The sequence below is a fragment of the Flavobacterium sp. genome, from assembly GCF_028712645.1.
Taxonomy (GTDB): Bacteria; Bacteroidota; Bacteroidia; order Flavobacteriales; family Flavobacteriaceae; genus Flavobacterium.
The window spans coordinates 1-17,531 of the sequence record NZ_JAQTPQ010000043.1 but is presented as its reverse complement, the minus strand read 5'-3'; the positions used below and the strand labels follow the sequence as shown (position 1 = coordinate 17,531).

Sequence of the window (17,531 nt, the reverse complement as noted above, 5' to 3'; positions counted from 1 at the left end):
GGGATGTACTTTGTAAGAACTTTAAATGATAACAATGAAGTTAAAGTCCTTAAGTTTATAAAACAATAAACACACTTAGTTTAAAAAAAGGCAGTGCAAAATGCACTGCCTTTTTTATTTGAATTAATCCGGTTTTTATAGTTTTCCGTTTTTTATTTCATCCACAATTTCTGGATTCAATAAAGTAGTCGTATCTCCAAAATTAGAGAAATCACCTTCGGCTATTTTTCGAAGAATTCGACGCATAATTTTGCCTGAACGTGTTTTTGGCAAGCCAGAAACAAACTGAATTTTATCTAATTTGGCAATAGGTCCAATGTGGTCTGAAATATGTTGATTAATCTCTTTGGTCAAGTTTTCTCTATCACGATATTCTCCAGATTCTTTAAGGATGACAAAACCATACAATGCATTTCCTTTGATATCGTGAGGGAATCCTACAATAGCACTTTCGGCAACAGCTGGATGTTCATTTATGGCATCTTCAATTGGTGCAGTTCCAAGATTATGTCCTGAAACAATTACCACGTCATCAACTCGACCAGTAATTCTATAATAACCTACTTCGTCTCGTAATGCGCCATCTCCTGTAAAATATTTTCCAGGAAAAGCACTAAAGTATGTTTCTTTATACCGTTTGTGATCTCCCCAAATGGTTCTAGCAATTCCTGGCCAAGGGAATTTGATGCACAAACTTCCAGTAACCTGATTACCTTCAATTTCAATTCGTTTTTCATCCATTAAAACGGGTTGAATTCCTGGCAATGGCAAAGAAGCATACGTTGGTTTTGTTGGTGTTACAAATGGAATTGCTGAAATCATAATTCCCCCAGTTTCAGTTTGCCACCAAGTATCTACTAGCGGACAACGTTTTCCTCCCACGTGGTCATTATACCAGTGCCAAGCTTCTTCGTTGATAGGTTCTCCAACTGAACCAATTACTTTTAATGATGATAATGGGTATTTTTGAATATATTCTATTTTTTCTTTTGCCAAGGCACGAATGGCTGTTGGTGCTGTATAGAATTGGGTTACTTTGTGTTTTTCAATCACTTCCCAGAAACGACTGAAATCTGGATAAGAGGGAACTCCTTCAAAAATTACTGTCGTTGCACCATTCAATAACGGACCGTATAAAATATAAGAATGTCCAGTAATCCAACCAATATCAGCAGTACACCAATAAACATCGTTTTCTTCATAATTGAAAACATTTTTGAAAGTATAAGCCGTGTAAACCATATATCCAGCGGTAGTATGTACCATTCCTTTTGGTTTTCCAGTAGAACCTGATGTGTAAAGAATAAACAAAGGATCTTCGGCATCCATAATTTCAGCAACATTATTATCCGAAGCTGCATCCATTAAAGGCTGTAGCCATTGATCGCGACCTTCTTTCATAGCTATTTTTGTATTGGTTCTTTTGGCAACCAAAACTGTTTCTACACCTGGACAATTTGTTAATGCTTCGTCGATAATTCCTTTTAAATCGATTGATTTATTGCCACGGAATCCACCATCTGATGTGATAACCATTTTGCAATCGCTATCGTTGATTCTTGTTGCCACAGCTGTTGAAGAAAAACCCGCAAAAACCACAGAATGCACTGCACCAATTCTTGCACAAGCTAAAACGGAAACTGCTAATTCTGGAATCATTGGTAAATAAATACAAACTCTATCTCCTTTATTTATGCCTTGTTCGCGAAGTACATTTGCCATTTTCGAAACTCTCGTATATAATTCGTTGTACGAAATATGTTGCGCTTCTTCTTTTGGATCATTTGGTTCAAAAATAATGGCTGTTTTTTCGCCTCTTTTTGCAAGATGTCTATCCAAACAGTTTTTTACAATATTAACTTTTGCGCCTTTGAACCATTCAATTTTAGCTTCGGCCATATCAAATTCCATCACTTTTTCCCATTCTTGGTACCAAGTAAAGTTCTCAGAAGCAATTTTTCCCCAAAATTTTCTCGGCTCTCGAATAGATTTATTATAGTGTTTGAAGTATTGTTCTAAATTTTCAATTTTGTAGTAACTCATTATTGTATTTTTTCTGTTTAAAAAATCTTTTGCTAAATGTAAAGTTAACGAATTTATTATCTATTTGTTTTGAATAATCAGTAAAGTCACTGTTTTAACAATAATTTGTATCGTTTATTATAACGGCATTACTTTTCTCCCTAATTTTTCATTGATTACTATGGCCGCTCCTTCATAAAAAGCAAATAAACCGCATAGAATCCCCTCATAGCCTGCAAAGGTATGAATAGATTCGTTACCAGTGAAACTTGCCACAGAAAGAAGTGCAAATAAAACCACTAATGAGCCAAATATAAGTTTTCCAATGGTGTTTCCGTTAAGGGTTCCAATGTAGAACGCCAAGGTGAATAGCCCCCAAATCCCCAAATAAAAACCCATCGAAGTTCCGTCAGGTTTTACAACACCCATCAACGGAAGTATCCATATAGCAACAAGCGACAACCAAAAGAATCCGTAGGACATAAACGCTGACATTCCAAATCCATTTCCTTTTTTCCATTCCATAATTCCTGCAATAACTTGCTGTATGCCACCAATAAATATTCCCATTCCCATAATCATCGAATTAAGCTCATAGAATCCTGCATTGTGAAAATTCAATAAAATAGTTGTCATTCCGAAACCAAAAAGGCCTAGTGGTGCTGGATTTGCTGTTGTGTCTTTGATAATTTGTTCCATAAACCGAAAAAAGATTAAGTTGTTTTTATTATTTTAAGATATAATTCACAAATATATCAAACCTATTTAATTATCCTATTTTTTTTTAAATTAGACATAATAAACCATAGAATTAAATGAGATGGTTTTTTGAAAGGACAGTTCTTAAAATTGAGGTCAAATTCTGTTTTGATTAACAAAACTTGAAAATATAATTGAGATACATTTAAGTGGTTTGTTAAATGGATATTTGGGGGTAGATTTAAAAACATCCCAAAAACAAAAACCCTTAAAATCATAATGAAATTAAGGGTTTTTTGTGGTACCTCCAGTACTACTAACTTTTAACTTGATACTATTTCAATCAATTTATTAAATGCTTAAAAGTCCTATAAATAAAAGGATTAAGTGTTTTTTAATTTAATTGAATAAAGTTAAATTTAGTTAAATTTAGATTTTAAAGCACCCTAATAAGCACCCTAATTCTATTTTTTATTATATTTGTATAAAAAAAAGAATATGATTAAGACAATTGAAAACTCAAACGGAATTGTAAGATTTGCATTCAAAGAATCTATTAGACAATTAGAAAATGACAAAAAGAAAGATAGTTTGATTTTTCTTCATTTTTCCTATGGAGGGAATAGGTTTAAATATTCAACAGGTTATAAATCCTGTTTTATGGATTGGGATTTTGATAAACAAAGGATTAAACAAACTAAGTCTAATATTATTAATGCAATTGAAGTAAATGAATTTTTGAGCAAAATTGAAAATGTTGTAAAAAAAGAATATTCTCGCTTAATAGCCGAGCAAATTATTATAAACAATGATGTTTTAAAGAGGTTTTTAGACATTTATTTGAATAAAAATGTAATTATAGATAATTCCATACCCAAAACTTTTTTTGAATTCTGTGAAGAGATTTTAAATCAAAAAGCCAAAGATATAAGTATAATCACAAAACGCTCTTACAAGCAAACTTTATTGAAAGTGAAAAATTACGGAATTGACAATAATGAAAAGATTAATTTTAATTCATTTGATAAAGGTTTTGTATTAAACTTTATTGATTACTTACAAGAAAAAGACTTTTCACAGAACACAATTTCAAAACATCTAAAAAATCTAAAAACTTTTTTAATTGAAGCTAACCAAAAAAGGCTTATTAAGAATTTAGATTTCAATATAAAAGATTTTAGCGTAACTCCCGAAGAAACAACAGCAATTTATTTATCTACGGATGAATTAAAAAAGATGTTAGATTTAGATTTGTCAGAAAAGAAACATTACGAACTTGCTAGGGATGTTTTTTTGATTGGTTGTTATACAGGTCAAAGGGTTTCAGATTATAATGGATTGACTTCTTCATCAATAAAGATAATAAACGACAAGGAATATTTTTCAATAAAACAAAAGAAAACAGGTGCTAAAGTGAATTGTTATATTACAAAGGAAATTAAGCAAATAATGAACCTTAGATATAACGGTTTGCCACCAAGAAAAATATTAGAGAAAGACTTAAATAAATATATTAAAATAATTGGCGGAATGCTTAAATTCAATGAAAAGATTGAATGTATTTTTAAAAAAGGAGGTAAAGAGATTAGAGAATACATACCGAAATACAAATTAATTCATTCACATACTGCAAGAAGGAGTTTTTGTACCAATATGTATAAAAATAAAATGCCTGTTTTTGATATTATGCTTTTTTCAGGTCATAAATCTGAAAAAGAATTTTATAAATATATTAGAATTGCTGGCGAAGAAAGAGCCTCTCATATAGTTTCAAAAGGTTTTTTTGATTAATAATTAATCAACTAATAGACTTATTTTACCTGAAAATCCAACAATGTTTTTGGCTCAATTTCTAAGGCGTTGGCAATTTTAACGAGGGTTTTTATAGTAGTATTCATTTCAGCTCTTTCTATTCTTCCAATTGTAGTCTTCGGCAAATCGCATATATCAGCTAGATTTTGTTGAGATAGATTCTTTCTTTCTCTTATCTGCCTAATATGGCTTCCTAAATTTATCAAAAAAGTTTCCCCTGAAATCATATTCAAAGGTCACAACAAATAAAAATTACTTGGGCGCATAAATGCGCCCATTTTTCTTATATTTGAATAAAAATATGCCTAAAATGAAAAAAAATATACCCAAATGAGGGAAACCGTAAGGATTCTAATTTTAAACGACCAAACTTCGTGTAAATTTTAAAAATAAAAAAATGGCAGAAAACATATTATCAAGAATCACAACCCTTTTAAACAGAATGGTTGATGTAATTTCACAAGGAAATTTTGAAAGAGTTTCAATTTTAAGACAAATGAATTTAGTATTTAAAGAAGCATATTTCGGTGGTGAATTAGAAAGATACTGCAAAGTGTCCACTTCGTCAGGCAACCCTTCTTTCAAACACGAATTAAGCTCTTTTTATATGAGAAGTGGATTTAAAATAACAATTGAAAATGACGCTAATTTAACCGTTACTGACTTTATAGAAATATCAAGATATGTAATAGACAGTAAGCCTTTTGTTAGACAATTGATGGCATACGGTTATGACACTCTTATCATTTCAGGACGGACTGTTTTTAAAGGTCATCAAATATCCCTAAAAGAGATTTCTAATTTTCAGGATTATATGCTAAACGGTTAATTATGATAAAGTATATTTTAATAGGCGTATCGTTTTGTGCTTTTTTATCTTGGTATATAATCACTTACAAAAAACGCAAAATAAGAAAGGAACTTAAAAAGAGAGTTTTAAAAGATGGTACAAGGGATTACAAAGAGACCGCTCAAAACATAGTCAATAGTATTTCAAAATCTAAAAAGCTATATAAAGAGCTAATCGTTAAAATTCACCCCGATAAAATCCAGACGGATAAAAGAGAAAAAGCACAAGATATTTCAGCAAGACTGACGCAGTCCAAAAGAAACTATAGCGAACTTTCTTCATTGGAAATAGAAATAAATAACTTTTTAAAAGAACAAAATGGCAAGATATAAAGTATATAGCATTTCCTTTAATTTTGAAAAACCTCTATTATTGACAGAAGAAGCCTATTTGAATATGAAAAAAGGGCTTCCAATATATCCTCAACCAGATGATGTAGCTGCTATGGTTTTTAACAAATATTGGACATATCTTTTTTATTTAATTCCGCCACTTTTTATGGTGGTATTAGGCGAACTTTTCACAACTGGTAATATTGAACCTATGCAATACAGAAGTGCTTTAATCAAAAAAAATAAATTTTTTACAGAATATTACAATTCTATTTATTACTCTAAAAACTATCAAGAATATTGTAAAATAAACAAAGATTTGAAAAGACAATAAAGAGCAAAAACCGCTCAAAAAAAATACTATCCTAATTTAAACTTTAAATATTATGAAAAAATTACTTTTTGTTTTTACAACGCTTTTATTATTCTCTTGTTCATCTAGTTCAGATAACAATAACACTAGTTCAAACTACACATTCCATCCTCCAACTTGGATTCAAGGAACTTGGTATAATTATGCTTTTAATAATACATCAAATCACATTGATGAATCAATTGTTTTTTTGACAAATAACATAATAAAATATGATGGAACACCTAAAGACAATATAGGTTCAGTAAATTATAATGAATATTACGGAGGTTTAGTAAATACCCCAAACTTTAATTACACCATTAAAGAAGAAACAACCAGTACAAAATATGTTATAACTTATACTTATATGAGTAATGGGCTAACTTCTATTATTAAAAATTATTATTTTAAAATAAATAGTACCACAATAAATTTTGATACTCAGGACAATCCAAATTCAAATTTTCTTTTATATCATAAAATTTAACAGTATTAAAACCCGCTTATCAGGCGGGTTCGTCATTTTATGAAGCTATACTGTGAACGATGCTTAAAGGTGATTTTTCGATTGTTAAATTTGGTGCAGTCCCGAACATTTCAATGAATTTATTTTGCATAAAGTCTTTTAATAATTCAACATTACCACTGGTTGTTATTAAACAATCGTGCAGGCTATAAACAGGAATTTTCCCTTTGTTTAATTTGTCAAATTCCCTTGCAATTTTATCAATCATCATTTTTGCTTCAAATTGAAAACAAAAATAGGCTAGTTTTTTATGCTTGTCTTTTGGTGCTATTTTGGTGCTTTCGTCATCTATATATTGCTCCACATTTTTAAATTCATTAATAAACTTTAATAGAGATGGGTACAATTCATTGAATACTATTTGTTCAAAGGTATAGGAATTAGATTTTGCAAAAATCATTGAAAGCATCCTTTTTTTGGCATACTTTTTCAAATCGCTCATATCTCCATCAAAATTATATCCAAATTGTTTTTTAAAAGAATAGTTGTAATACGATACCACTTTTTCAAATTTATACCCCTTATCCGTGTATAGTTTTTCATTTAAAATCAAATCACTAAATTGTTCATATAAAGAACCCGATATAACGGCATTCCCAAAGTTGCGAAGCTCTGATTTATCTATATCTCCCGTAACTTCATCTAACATATAAGTGATAGTATTAGAATACTGAAAGTTACTTGCTAAATAGGAATTATTATTATCTAAATACATCTTCATAGTTAGGAATAGAATAAAAGGAACTGCGGAAGAAATATCAACTTCGGCGAGGTATTCCCCGTTATGTTGCAAATATTTTCTACTGATTTTTGATAACCGTGTAATGTTGGAATGAACTCTTCCGTCGGTATCGGGTTTTAGTGTGCAACTATATTCTCCGTTCATTATTTTAATGATGTTTTTAGCGTTTCTGATGCGTTTTTTATTACTAGGCAAAGCATTTATCTCATTCATTAATATCGACGGCTGTGACACGGTTAATTTGTCTTTTTTGAAGTGTTTTAGTAGAAAATAATACTGTAATCGTAAGTTTTCGTTTATTTTGGTGCTAAACATTTTTTGGATTTTTGGCACTAATACCTTATCTGTAATTGTATAAATTTCAAATTCATTTGTATTGTAATAATTAGAGAATCTATATCCAAACGGTTTATCAACAGAATACCGATTGCCTTTCAAAACAGAACCATCGCAGGGAAAATTTTCAAGTAAAAAATCGATATGTAAATTATAGTTTCTGTTCATCTTTTGCAAAAATTTTGAACTTAGTCGGGTAATACTATCCTCTGTATTTTCATTTCGATATATAATCATTAAATGAAAGATGAAGTATGCAAAATCAATATTAAAATTGAAATTTGGATTGTATTTATTAACTAAATATTTGAGGTTTAATTTTTTTGGTTTTAAAATATAATATTGGTTCATTGTCTTTGGATTTAAATAAGGCAAAAGATTTCCGCACCGTATGAAAATACAGTTTGCCTTATTTTGTTAAATTGATTTAATTAGGCGGAATCGCCAGTAGTGAAGTTTAAATGTTATGCAACGGCAGAATTTGAATTTAAAAGATTCATTACGTCTTGTCTTAAATAGAAGACTTTTCCGTTTATTTTCTTAGCTTCTAACGTTTTTTGCTTATTATATTTCCACAGCGAAGTAAAGGAAATTTTAAGTAAGTCTTTGACCTCTTCCCTTGTGAGAATTTCGGGTTCGGGTTTTGTGGGTTGCATAGTAAAATTTACTACTTTTTGAAGTTCTGCTTTGATGCAATTTGCGATTAACTCCGTTAATTGTGGAACAGTAATGTTAATCATTTGAAATGCTTGTGTATTCATATAAATTTGCTGAAAGTAGGGTTGTTAATTACTTTCTGGGCAAAGATATATTCGTTTTTTAGGTACTTTTTGATAGTACCGTACTGTTTTAGTACTGTTTTTCAACCAATGCTTTATACTTTAAATCGAAATCTTCAAAAGTTGTAATATCATTTGATTTACAATAGCTCATTATACATTTCATTTTGTCAAGATTTATATATATATTTTTATCGTAATTTGAATCATAATTTTGAATTGTTGTTTTTATATAAGGCTCAAAACTTGCATTCCCAAAATTTTCAGCTATCTTTTTGAAACTAATTGGGTCATTTTGTTTCTTGAATTTCTGAATTTCTCCTTTTGCAAATAAAAGCCCAACCTGAAACCAAAGTTTGTTCTCATCGCACTTTTTATTTTCCTGAGGTGTATTAATTTCTGAAATAACATTTTCATTAAAATCAACTTTGATGTAGTGCGGAAAATATCGAGAATATTTATTAAAAACCTTGTCGTATATTTCAACATATCCATTTGTCATATACATCAATTTTTCAAACAATTTTGGATTGTCTATTTCTTTACATTCATTTGATTTTTTTATCTCTTCTGATATATACATTAAAAAAGATAATATTATATCGATTTGGTCGTCTTTAGTCAAGGCTTCCTCTAATCCAATAAACTCCATTTGCCCTAATACTTTATCTAATATTTCAATACTTGGCGAAAACAAATAATCATTTGAAAAATTAAACTTAAAATATCTTTCATAAAAATTTGAAAACTGATAAATCCCATTGTGATTAAGTTTTGAGCGAAAAGAAGATTCATTTGTAATGTAATCCTTAAAACCAATACAAATAATTTGCTTTCCGTTTACGAATTTTTCAAAATCTACTTCATCAAAAAGGTAATCTTCATTACTCATTTTATTGTTAAAATAGTTTTCAAATAAAATCTTTAATCCTTCAAAACCACCTTTAATTTCCTTTTGCAAATCGTTACGGTATTTGTCAATAATTATATACTTTGTCATTTCAAATGTGTTTTATTTAAACTAAGTAGCTAAAATACTAAAAATCATTCAAAAAATTAATAGTTACCTCTCTCTTAATAGGCTCTGGAAGACACCCCCCCCAATAGTAAATGTACCCCGTTGCGTATCCCCCAATAATTTATTCGGGAAAGAAAACAGCAGAAAGATTCTTTGAAAAGTATTATTATTTTGAGAATATTTAAAGCTTTTGATAGTTACACTACATACACCGTCTAAAAAGCCTTTTACAGTCAAGAGATTAAAATCCTTGGTTGGCTAAAATTCAAGTCTTATATCTAACGTCTTTACGAAAAACAGATAAATTATAAATAAGTAACGTTTGCAGTTGTTGTTTTAAAATTTAGGATTAAATTTAAAAGTTGATTTGAATTTAATGAGGTTAATTTAGATTGATGAAGTATCAAAATGATTTTGAAAACACCCTAACAAGCACCCTAGAGAAACAAAAAATCCGCAATCGCTTAATTATAAGCTGACTACGGATTTTTAAAGTGGTACCTCCAGGGATCGAACCAGGGACACATGGATTTTCAGTCCATTGCTCTACCATCTGAGCTAAGGTACCTCGCTAATGCGGGTGCAAATATAGAATGATTTTTAATTTATACAAAACAATTATTAAAAAAAATCTATTCGTATCTTCGTAACCTTAATTATAAATTATGATTCTAGCTGTCGATGTTGGGAATACCAGAATTAAAGCTGCTGTATTTGAGGGTAATACTCTTTTAGAGTCTTTTGTTTTTCTAATAGCAGAACTTGAAAAAAGTATTCAAAATATTTTAGATAAGTATAAAAAGACCTCACATTTAGTCGTGGCATCTGTTACTGAAGTCGAAAAAAAATCTTTTACAGTTTTCAAAAACACTCTAAATATTCGTTTTATTTCGAACAATGACCCGTTTCCTTTCAATAACTGCTATGAAACTCCTCAAACTTTAGGAATTGATCGATTGATTCTGGCCTCTGGAGCAACACTCCAATTTCCTAATAAAAATCGCTTGGTTATTGATGCAGGAACTTGTGTTACTTACGATTTTATTGATGAGAATAACGATTATCGTGGAGGAGCTATTTCTCCCGGATTGAGATTGAGATATGAAACATTACATAATTTCACGGCAAAACTTCCATTATTAGAATTAGAAAACCCAAAGCATTTTATTGGAAAATCAACATCCCAATCAATACATTCTGGAGTGGTAAATGGCTTGGTTTGTGAAATAGATGGTTTTATAAATCAATATAGTGAGCAATTTTCAAACTTTATAATAATTTTAACGGGCGGAGACGCAGAATTTTTGGCTAAACGATTAAAAAATACCATATTTGCCAATTCAAATTTTCTTTTAGAAAGTTTGAATCAAACATTTCAATATAAAATCAAAAATGATTAAAAAAATTATAATAAGTGCTTGTTTGCTTTTGTCATTAATGTCTTTTGCACAAGGAGGTAGTTCTTCACCCTATTCGTTTTATGGAATTGGGGAAGTAAGGTTTAAAGGTTCACTCGAAAATCGTTCTATGGGAGGATTGTCAGTTGCGCCAGATAGTATTCATATTAATTTAGAAAATCCAGCTGGGTATGCTAATTTAAAATTAACGACTTTTACTATGGGAGGAAGTCGTAGTTCTACCAAACTAAAAACAGATACCGAATCAGCAAAAGCTCAAAGAACAACATTAGATTACCTAGCTTTGGCTTTACCATTTGGAAAATTTGGAGTTGGACTTGGTTTAATCCCTTATTCTTCAGTAGGATATAAAGTCGAATCGATAAGCACTGATGGTAGTCAAAATAATTATAGATTTAATGGTTCAGGAGGTGTGAACAAGGTTTTCTTGGGAATGGGATATGAAATAGCACCCAATTTAAGTATTGGAGCTGACGCTCATTATAATTTTGGAAGAATTGAAACTTACAGTCTCGAGTTTGTTCCTTATGTTTCAATCGGGTCTCGCGAATTGAATACTGCTGATTTATCTGGAGTAAACTTTAACATAGGTATGATGTATCAGGCTAAAATTAATAAAAAACTATCTTTTTTTAGTAGTTTGAACTTTTCACCAGAGAGCACTTTGACCTCTGAAAATACCAGAAATATTTCTACCGTAATTTTTAATTCAAATTATGATGTGCAAGTTGTTGATGAGCTTGAGAATCTTAGTATTCCAACGAATTTGAAAATGCCAAGTAAATTATCACTTGGTGCAGGAATTGGAGATTCTGGAAAATGGTTGTTAGGAGCTGAATTTACTTCACAAAACAAAGGTAATTTAACTAATTCATACAACACAATTGACAATGTTGTTTACGGAAAATATTCAAAATATAGCATTGGTGGCTATTACGTTCCAAATTCAAAATCATTTTCTAGCTATACTAAAAGAATTACTTATAGGGGTGGTTTTAAATATGAAAAAACTGGTTTAATAATCAATTCACAACCAATCAATGATGTTGGATTAACTCTAGGATTGGGGTTGCCTATTACAGGTTCTTTTTCTAATGTGAACTTTGGTTTAGAAGTAGGGAAAAAAGGAACAAAAGCTGCTAATTTGATTCAAGAAAATTATATAAATTTAAACGTAAGTTTTTCGCTTAATGATAAATGGTTTGTAAAAACTAAATTCAACTAAAATTCTAAAAAAGCATTCGTAACTATCCATAATTTTTTTGAGTTTAAAGTATGACTTTACTAAAAAAAAATAGAATTCTACTAATTGTCACGGTTATTACCGTGACACTGTTTTTTGGATGTGAAAGTAATTTTAAAGAAGTTCAAAAAATAAATTTTTCAGAATTTGTTCCTACAGGTGACGCTGATAATATTAATCTAAAATATACAGATTCAGGACGAATAAAAGCGATTTTAATAAGTCCTAAGATGCTTGAATATGGCAGTGTCGATTTTCCTTTTTCGGAATTTCCAAAAGGAATTGATGTCACTATATATGATAATAAAGGAAAGAAGACGTTCATTAAATCTAATTATGCAGTTTCTTATAAAACTACCTATATTATTGATTTAATAGGGAATGTAAAAATAACATCGCAAGATGGACAAACACTCGAAACCGAGCAATTGTATTTTGACCAAAAAAACGATTGGTTTTTTACCGAAAAAAGTTTTAAATTCACTGATCCTAAAGGAGTTTCAAACGGGCAAGGAATTGATTTTAGTAAAGATTTCAAAGTTGTAAATTCACAAAAAATATCAGGCGAAGTAGAATCTGCCGAATAATTGTTTTAGACCATAAATTATGAAATATCTTAAATACACTCCATTCCTTTACCTTATTCTTGGAGCCACTTTCCTTTATGATGGAATTGTAAAGTGGGATGATCCAGCCGAAACGCCAAAGGTTAGTCTTTTTATTGGAGGCTTGGCTATTTTTATGTTCTTCTTTAGAAGAAGATTTGCCAAAAAATTAGAAGATAGAAACAGCAAACCCTAATTATGGAGATTAGTATTATAATATTGTGTTTAATACTATCCGCTTTCTTCTCGGGGATGGAAATAGCTTTCATATCTTCCAATAAAATCTATCTTGAAATTGAAAAAAAACAAGATAGTTACCTTTCAAGTATTCTCACAAAACTTACCGAAAAACCTTCTAAATTCATTGCTGCTATGCTTATTGGAAACAATTTTGCATTGGTCATCTATGGGTTTTTTATGGGAGATTTAATAATGGGATGGATAGAAACATTGGATTATCATTTCACGGAATTTTTGAGTTTGTTTGTTCAAACGCTTCTTTCTACTTTGATTGTTTTGATAACGGCAGAGTTTCTGCCTAAAGTTTTTTTTCAAATTTATGCCAATTCACTTATCAAATTTTTTGCCATTCCTGCTTATGGTTTTTATATGCTGTTTTATTTTATTTCCACTTTTTTTATCTGGATTTCCGATTTTGTGTTGAAAAAATTCTTTAAAACCGAAGGAGATTACGTTCCGTTATATTTCAGTAAAGCAGAATTGGGCAATTATATAACTGAGCAAATGAGTACGGTTGAAGACCACGAAGAAATGGACTCTGAGATTCAAATGTTTCAAAATGCTTTAGATTTTTCGGGTGTGAAAGCCAGAGATATTATGAGCCCCAGAACCGAAATAGTGGCAATTGAATTATTTGATACTGTGGCTGAATTGAAAGAATTATTTATAGAAACGGGCTATTCTAAAGTTGTGGTGTACCAAAATTCGCTTGATGATATTATTGGCTACGTACATTCATTCGATTTATTCAAGAAACCTAAAAGCATCAAATCGATTGTAATTCCAGTCGAATTTGTTCCGGAGACTATTTATATAAAAGATGCGATGGATTTGCTTACCAAAAAAAGAAAAAGTGTTGCCGTTGTTCTTGATGAGCACGGAGGAACTTCTGGAATTATAACAATTGAAGACATTGTCGAAGAACTTTTTGGTGAAATTGAAGACGAGCACGATTCAGACGAGGAATTAACCGAAAAAGAAATTGAAGAAGGAGTTTATATTTTTTCGGCAAGATTGGATGTTGAATATTTAAATCAAACCTATAAGTTAAGTATTCCCGAAAGCGATTCTTATGGAACACTTGGCGGTTTTATAGTAGATTCAACCAAAGAATTTCCTCAAAAAGGCGATGTAATCACCATCGGAATTTATCATTTTATTATTGAAGAAGCCACAAACAAAAAAATTGAATTGGTTAAAATGACGATAAAAGATTAATTTTTTTTCATAAATCAAATTTTCTTGTAAATTATAGTGCGACTAGTATAATTATTAATTAGATAATTGTATTTTCGCAAACTGAATATAAAATTAACAACAATAAAAATGGCAGTTTTAGCAAAAATTAGACAACGTTCCGCTTTAATGATAGTGGTTATTGCATTCGCATTATTTGCATTTCTAGTTCCAAGTCTTTTTAGTAAAGGAGCTTTTAGTGGTAACTCAAAAGATGTAGGAAGCATTGATGGGAAAAATATCTCATTTGAGGAATTCCGAGTAAAAGTGAGCAATGTTGAAAAAAGTCAACAAGGAATGACACCAACAGCTGCAGCAAATAGAGTTTGGGATCAAGAGGTTTCAATTGCATTGCTAACAGCTGAATTTGATAAATTAGGAATAAGAGTTGGTGAAAAAGCCATAATGGAAGTTTTGAAATCTGATCAAAACATTGGTAAAAATCCACTATTTTTAAATGCAGCTGGAATTTTTGATGAAGCAAAATTCAAAGAATACTTCAAGTCAAATCCGCAACAAGCACAAGTTTTAAAGGATAGAGAGAAAGATGCAGAGCTTAACGCTAAATTTCAGATTTATAATAATTTGATAAAAGCGGGACTTTACACTACTGATGCTGAAGGAAAATTGAAATATGAAATGGAAGCCAACAAAGTAAGTTTCTCTTATGTTGCAGGTTTATATTCTACCATTAAAGATAGCGACGTAAAAGTTTCAGATGACGAGATTGTGACTTTTATGAAAAAGAATGAAAAAAAATACAAAGCTGATGAAACTCGTGAAGTAAAATATGTTTTGATTGAAGACAAAGCATCTCCAGAAGATGAGGCTGAAGTAAAATCAAAAGTAACTAGTTTGTTGTCAGGAAGAATAGTTTACAATCAAACAACTGCGAAAAACGATACTTTGCCAGGATTTAAAGCAGCAACAAATACTATTGAATTTGTGAATTCAAATTCAGATGTTCCTTATGATTCTACTTATGTTGCCAAAAAAGATTTACCAGCAGTTGATGCAGATAAATTGTATAACTTGGCTCCAGGCGAAATTTATGGTCCTTATGTTTTTGGAAATTACTATTGCATCTCAAAATCATTGGGTAGAAAAGTGGGTGTAAATGCAAAAGCTAGCCATATTTTAATTAGCTATGAAGGAACTCAAGTTCCAAATCAAAAAGAGAAACGTACAAAAGAACAAGCCAAAGCAAAAGCCGAAGCTGTTTTGGCGCAAGTACAAGCAAATCCAGATAGTTTCTTGATGTTAGCTTTTACAAACTCTGATGATAGTTCAGCACAACAAGGTGGTGATTTAGGTTATTTTGGACCAAACCAAATGGTAAAACCTTTCAACGATTTTGTTTTTAGTAATCCTATTGGAAAAATTGGTTTAGTTGAAACTCCTTTCGGATTTCACATTATTAAAATTACAGACAAACAAGACGGAATTCGTTTAGCAACAATTGCACAAAAAATTGAAGCTTCGGAAGCAACTTCTGACAAAGTTTTTACACAAGCAACAAAATTTGAAATTGATGCAACTGATAAAGATTTCGACAAAGCTGCAAAAGAAATGAAACTTACTATTGCTCCTCCAGTTACCGTGAAAGTTATGGATGAGTCGTTTGGTGCATTGGGCAACCAAAGAAATATCGTGAGATGGGCTTTCGAAAGCGGAACTGATATTGGTGCTGTAAAAAGATTTGAAGTAGCTAATTTAGGACACGTTATCGCTAAAGTTACTAAAATTAATAAAGAAGGATTAATGACAGCTGATTTGGCTAGAGCTTATGTAGAGCCAATTCTTAAAAACCAGAAAAAAGCGGAGTTAATCAAAGCAAAAATGACAGGAACTTCATTAGAAGCTATTGCAAAAGCAACTGGATCAACAGTACAACAAGCAACTGATGTTACTATGCAAAATCCAGTTTTGGTTGGTGGTGTTGGTCAAGAACCTAAAGTTGTTGGTAATGCGTTTGCATTGGCAGCTGGAAAATTATCTGCTCCAATCGAAGGAAATACTGGAGTTTATGTGGTAAAAAACACTAGCACAGTGAAAGCGCCAGTTTTGAAAGATCATACTCCTTATGTAGCTCAAATGAAAGCTCAAAGCGCTGGTGATGTAAATAGAGTTATTCCTGCATTAAAAGAAAATGCTGAAATTAAAGACAACAGAAAAGACTTTAATTACTAGTTTAAAGTTTTAGTCATAAAAAATCCCGATTACTTCAGTAATCGGGATTTTTTGTTTTTATAATATCATTTCTTGATAAGGAATTATTGTAAGAAATCCTTTTCCCTTGAAATACTCCGTCGGGTTTTCTTTTGAAACGACCATAACAAAATCGCCGCCCCAAGCCCCAAGGCTTTTGATTACGCCATCAAAGTCTGCAAAATAGATTTCTTTAGCTGTTTTAATTTCAAGAATGTTGCTCATTTCAGCTTCGTGTTCTTCTAAAGCCAATGCAAATTCTGAAAGCGTTTTTGCCTTTAAAACTGCTGTAGTAATTTTGTCATTTTCGAAAATATCTTTAGCTAAATTATTGTTGTGGTTATTGTAGTAGGATTCGATAGATGCTTTACTGCTTTGCTTCTTATCCAAATAAACGAAATATAGATTTTTTGAAAATTCAGGTTCGAAAGTTACTTTTTCGACTATTGGTTTACCATTTTCTAAATGATACAATATTGGATAATCATTTTGAGCGCAAGCAATATCATATCCACTTCCGCCAAAGCTATTATTTAGTAAAACAAAAGCATCGATTTGCAGCCATTGTGCAATATTATTTATTAAGGTAGATGAAGTACCTAATCCCCAATTTCTAGGAAAAGTCAGTTGGGTTGTGATGCAATAACCTTCGGCGTTTTGAATATAATCTGGATTCAATAACGAAGCTTCGTGCAAGATTTCGATCAATGTATTTCGAACGGAAGCTTGTTTATCGGGAGTGTCTTTATTTAAAATTTCAATAAAAGTTAAATTTTCGTCTAGCCAAATACTTCCATCGGAATCAAAACTTTTCCAAGAAATAGTTCTGTTGGTCCCTTTTTCTACAATAAGATTTTGTCCAAATTTTGTGGGTAATGCAAATGCTTTTGCACCATCTAGAACCAAATATTCTCCCGTGATTAGTAGTTTTCCGTTACTGTAAAATTCTTTTTTCATAATATTCGCCACGAAGGCACAAAGTCGCAAAGTTTTTTGAACGACTAATTATGAATCTGTTTTAATCCGTTGCATCAGTGTTAATCTGTGGCTAATTTCTAAACTGGTCTTCTTAAATTTTCAATATATTCAACAACGGCACTGTGTGAAACA

General features: G+C 30.8%; 18 protein-coding genes and 1 tRNA gene. 11 read left to right on the top strand and 8 right to left on the bottom strand.

Annotated features, from left to right (window positions below; genetic code table 11):
- Window positions 1-135 precede the first annotated feature (135 nt).
- Together acs and PHC28_RS05195 are read right to left on the bottom strand one after the other, a co-directional pair.
- Window positions 136-2,043: an acetate--CoA ligase gene (acs, locus tag PHC28_RS05200; protein WP_300096952.1), complete on the bottom strand. Its 1,908-nt coding sequence runs from the start codon at window positions 2,041-2,043 to the stop codon at window positions 136-138.
- A 117-nt stretch (window positions 2,044-2,160) separates the two neighbouring features.
- Entirely contained in the window at window positions 2,161-2,721 is a 561-nt protein-coding gene (locus PHC28_RS05195) for an acetate uptake transporter (RefSeq protein WP_300096950.1), read from the bottom strand.
- Window positions 2,722-3,219: 498 nt separating this feature from the next.
- Here PHC28_RS05195 and PHC28_RS05190 point away from each other — a divergent pair, with 498 nt between their 5' ends.
- Window positions 3,220-4,512, top strand: a complete 1,293-nt coding sequence (locus tag PHC28_RS05190; RefSeq protein ID WP_300096948.1) for a site-specific integrase — start codon at window positions 3,220-3,222, stop codon at window positions 4,510-4,512.
- Between the two features lie 20 nt (window positions 4,513-4,532).
- Here the strand turns inward: PHC28_RS05190 and PHC28_RS05185 are convergent, their stop codons facing one another.
- Window positions 4,533-4,760 carry a helix-turn-helix domain-containing protein gene (locus PHC28_RS05185; protein WP_300096946.1) on the bottom strand — a complete coding sequence of 76 codons (228 nt, stop codon included), beginning with the start codon at window positions 4,758-4,760 and terminating at the stop codon, window positions 4,533-4,535.
- Window positions 4,761-4,930: 170 nt separating this feature from the next.
- On the opposite strand from PHC28_RS05185, the gene PHC28_RS05180 reads away from it, so the two are divergent.
- From PHC28_RS05180 to PHC28_RS05165, 4 genes are read left to right on the top strand one after another with little or no spacing between them, the layout of a single operon-like run.
- Window positions 4,931-5,362, top strand: coding sequence for a hypothetical protein (locus tag PHC28_RS05180; protein WP_300096944.1), 432 nt, complete (start codon window positions 4,931-4,933; stop codon window positions 5,360-5,362).
- 2 nt (window positions 5,363-5,364) lie between these two features.
- Window positions 5,365-5,715: a hypothetical protein gene (locus PHC28_RS05175; RefSeq protein ID WP_300096942.1), complete on the top strand. Its 351-nt coding sequence runs from the start codon at window positions 5,365-5,367 to the stop codon at window positions 5,713-5,715.
- Window positions 5,702-6,049, top strand: a complete 348-nt coding sequence (locus tag PHC28_RS05170) for a hypothetical protein (protein WP_300096940.1) — start codon at window positions 5,702-5,704, stop codon at window positions 6,047-6,049. The genes PHC28_RS05175 and PHC28_RS05170 overlap by 14 nt, the downstream gene beginning before the upstream one ends.
- A gap of 52 nt (window positions 6,050-6,101) precedes the next feature.
- Complete coding sequence (locus PHC28_RS05165; RefSeq protein WP_300096938.1) at window positions 6,102-6,557, top strand: hypothetical protein; 456 nt, start codon at window positions 6,102-6,104, stop codon at window positions 6,555-6,557.
- A 37-nt stretch (window positions 6,558-6,594) separates the two neighbouring features.
- Here PHC28_RS05165 and PHC28_RS05160 read toward each other — a convergent pair whose 3' ends face one another.
- The 4 genes from PHC28_RS05160 to PHC28_RS05145 all read right to left on the bottom strand — a co-directional run bounded on the left by PHC28_RS05160 (window position 6,595) and on the right by PHC28_RS05145 (window position 10,039).
- Entirely contained in the window at window positions 6,595-7,842 is a 1,248-nt protein-coding gene (locus PHC28_RS05160; RefSeq protein WP_300096936.1) for a hypothetical protein, read from the bottom strand.
- A 296-nt stretch (window positions 7,843-8,138) separates the two neighbouring features.
- The gene (locus PHC28_RS05155; RefSeq protein WP_300096934.1) at window positions 8,139-8,435 is read right to left on the bottom strand and encodes a helix-turn-helix domain-containing protein; all 297 of its coding nucleotides are present in this window, start codon (window positions 8,433-8,435) and stop codon (window positions 8,139-8,141) included.
- 88 nt (window positions 8,436-8,523) lie between these two features.
- On the bottom strand, window positions 8,524-9,453 hold the full coding sequence (locus PHC28_RS05150; RefSeq protein WP_300096932.1) for a hypothetical protein: 930 nt from the start codon (window positions 9,451-9,453) through the stop codon (window positions 8,524-8,526).
- 513 nt (window positions 9,454-9,966) lie between these two features.
- Window positions 9,967-10,039: transfer RNA gene (locus PHC28_RS05145), tRNA-Phe, on the bottom strand.
- 97 nt (window positions 10,040-10,136) lie between these two features.
- Between PHC28_RS05145 and PHC28_RS05140 the strand changes: the two genes are divergently transcribed.
- From PHC28_RS05140 to PHC28_RS05115, 6 genes are all read left to right on the top strand, one after another.
- The gene (locus PHC28_RS05140; RefSeq protein WP_300096930.1) at window positions 10,137-10,871 is read left to right on the top strand and encodes a type III pantothenate kinase; all 735 of its coding nucleotides are present in this window, start codon (window positions 10,137-10,139) and stop codon (window positions 10,869-10,871) included.
- Window positions 10,864-12,114 carry a hypothetical protein gene (locus PHC28_RS05135; protein WP_300096928.1) on the top strand — a complete coding sequence of 417 codons (1,251 nt, stop codon included), beginning with the start codon at window positions 10,864-10,866 and terminating at the stop codon, window positions 12,112-12,114. The genes PHC28_RS05140 and PHC28_RS05135 overlap by 8 nt, the downstream gene beginning before the upstream one ends.
- Window positions 12,115-12,164: 50 nt before the next feature.
- Complete coding sequence (lptC, locus tag PHC28_RS05130; RefSeq protein ID WP_300096926.1) at window positions 12,165-12,719, top strand: LPS export ABC transporter periplasmic protein LptC; 555 nt, start codon at window positions 12,165-12,167, stop codon at window positions 12,717-12,719.
- 19 nt (window positions 12,720-12,738) lie between these two features.
- Window positions 12,739-12,933 (top strand): hypothetical protein, encoded by a 195-nt coding sequence (locus PHC28_RS05125; RefSeq protein WP_300096924.1) that lies wholly within the window; start codon window positions 12,739-12,741, stop codon window positions 12,931-12,933.
- 2 nt (window positions 12,934-12,935) lie between these two features.
- Complete coding sequence (locus PHC28_RS05120) at window positions 12,936-14,195, top strand: hemolysin family protein (protein WP_300096922.1); 1,260 nt, start codon at window positions 12,936-12,938, stop codon at window positions 14,193-14,195.
- Window positions 14,196-14,303: 108 nt separating this feature from the next.
- Window positions 14,304-16,403 carry a peptidylprolyl isomerase gene (locus PHC28_RS05115; protein WP_300096920.1) on the top strand — a complete coding sequence of 700 codons (2,100 nt, stop codon included), beginning with the start codon at window positions 14,304-14,306 and terminating at the stop codon, window positions 16,401-16,403.
- Window positions 16,404-16,460: 57 nt separating this feature from the next.
- On the opposite strand, the gene PHC28_RS05110 is transcribed toward PHC28_RS05115, so the two are convergent.
- Window positions 16,461-17,378 (bottom strand): GYDIA family GHMP kinase, encoded by a 918-nt coding sequence (locus PHC28_RS05110; protein ID WP_300096918.1) that lies wholly within the window; start codon window positions 17,376-17,378, stop codon window positions 16,461-16,463.
- Window positions 17,379-17,531: the final 153 nt, after the last annotated feature.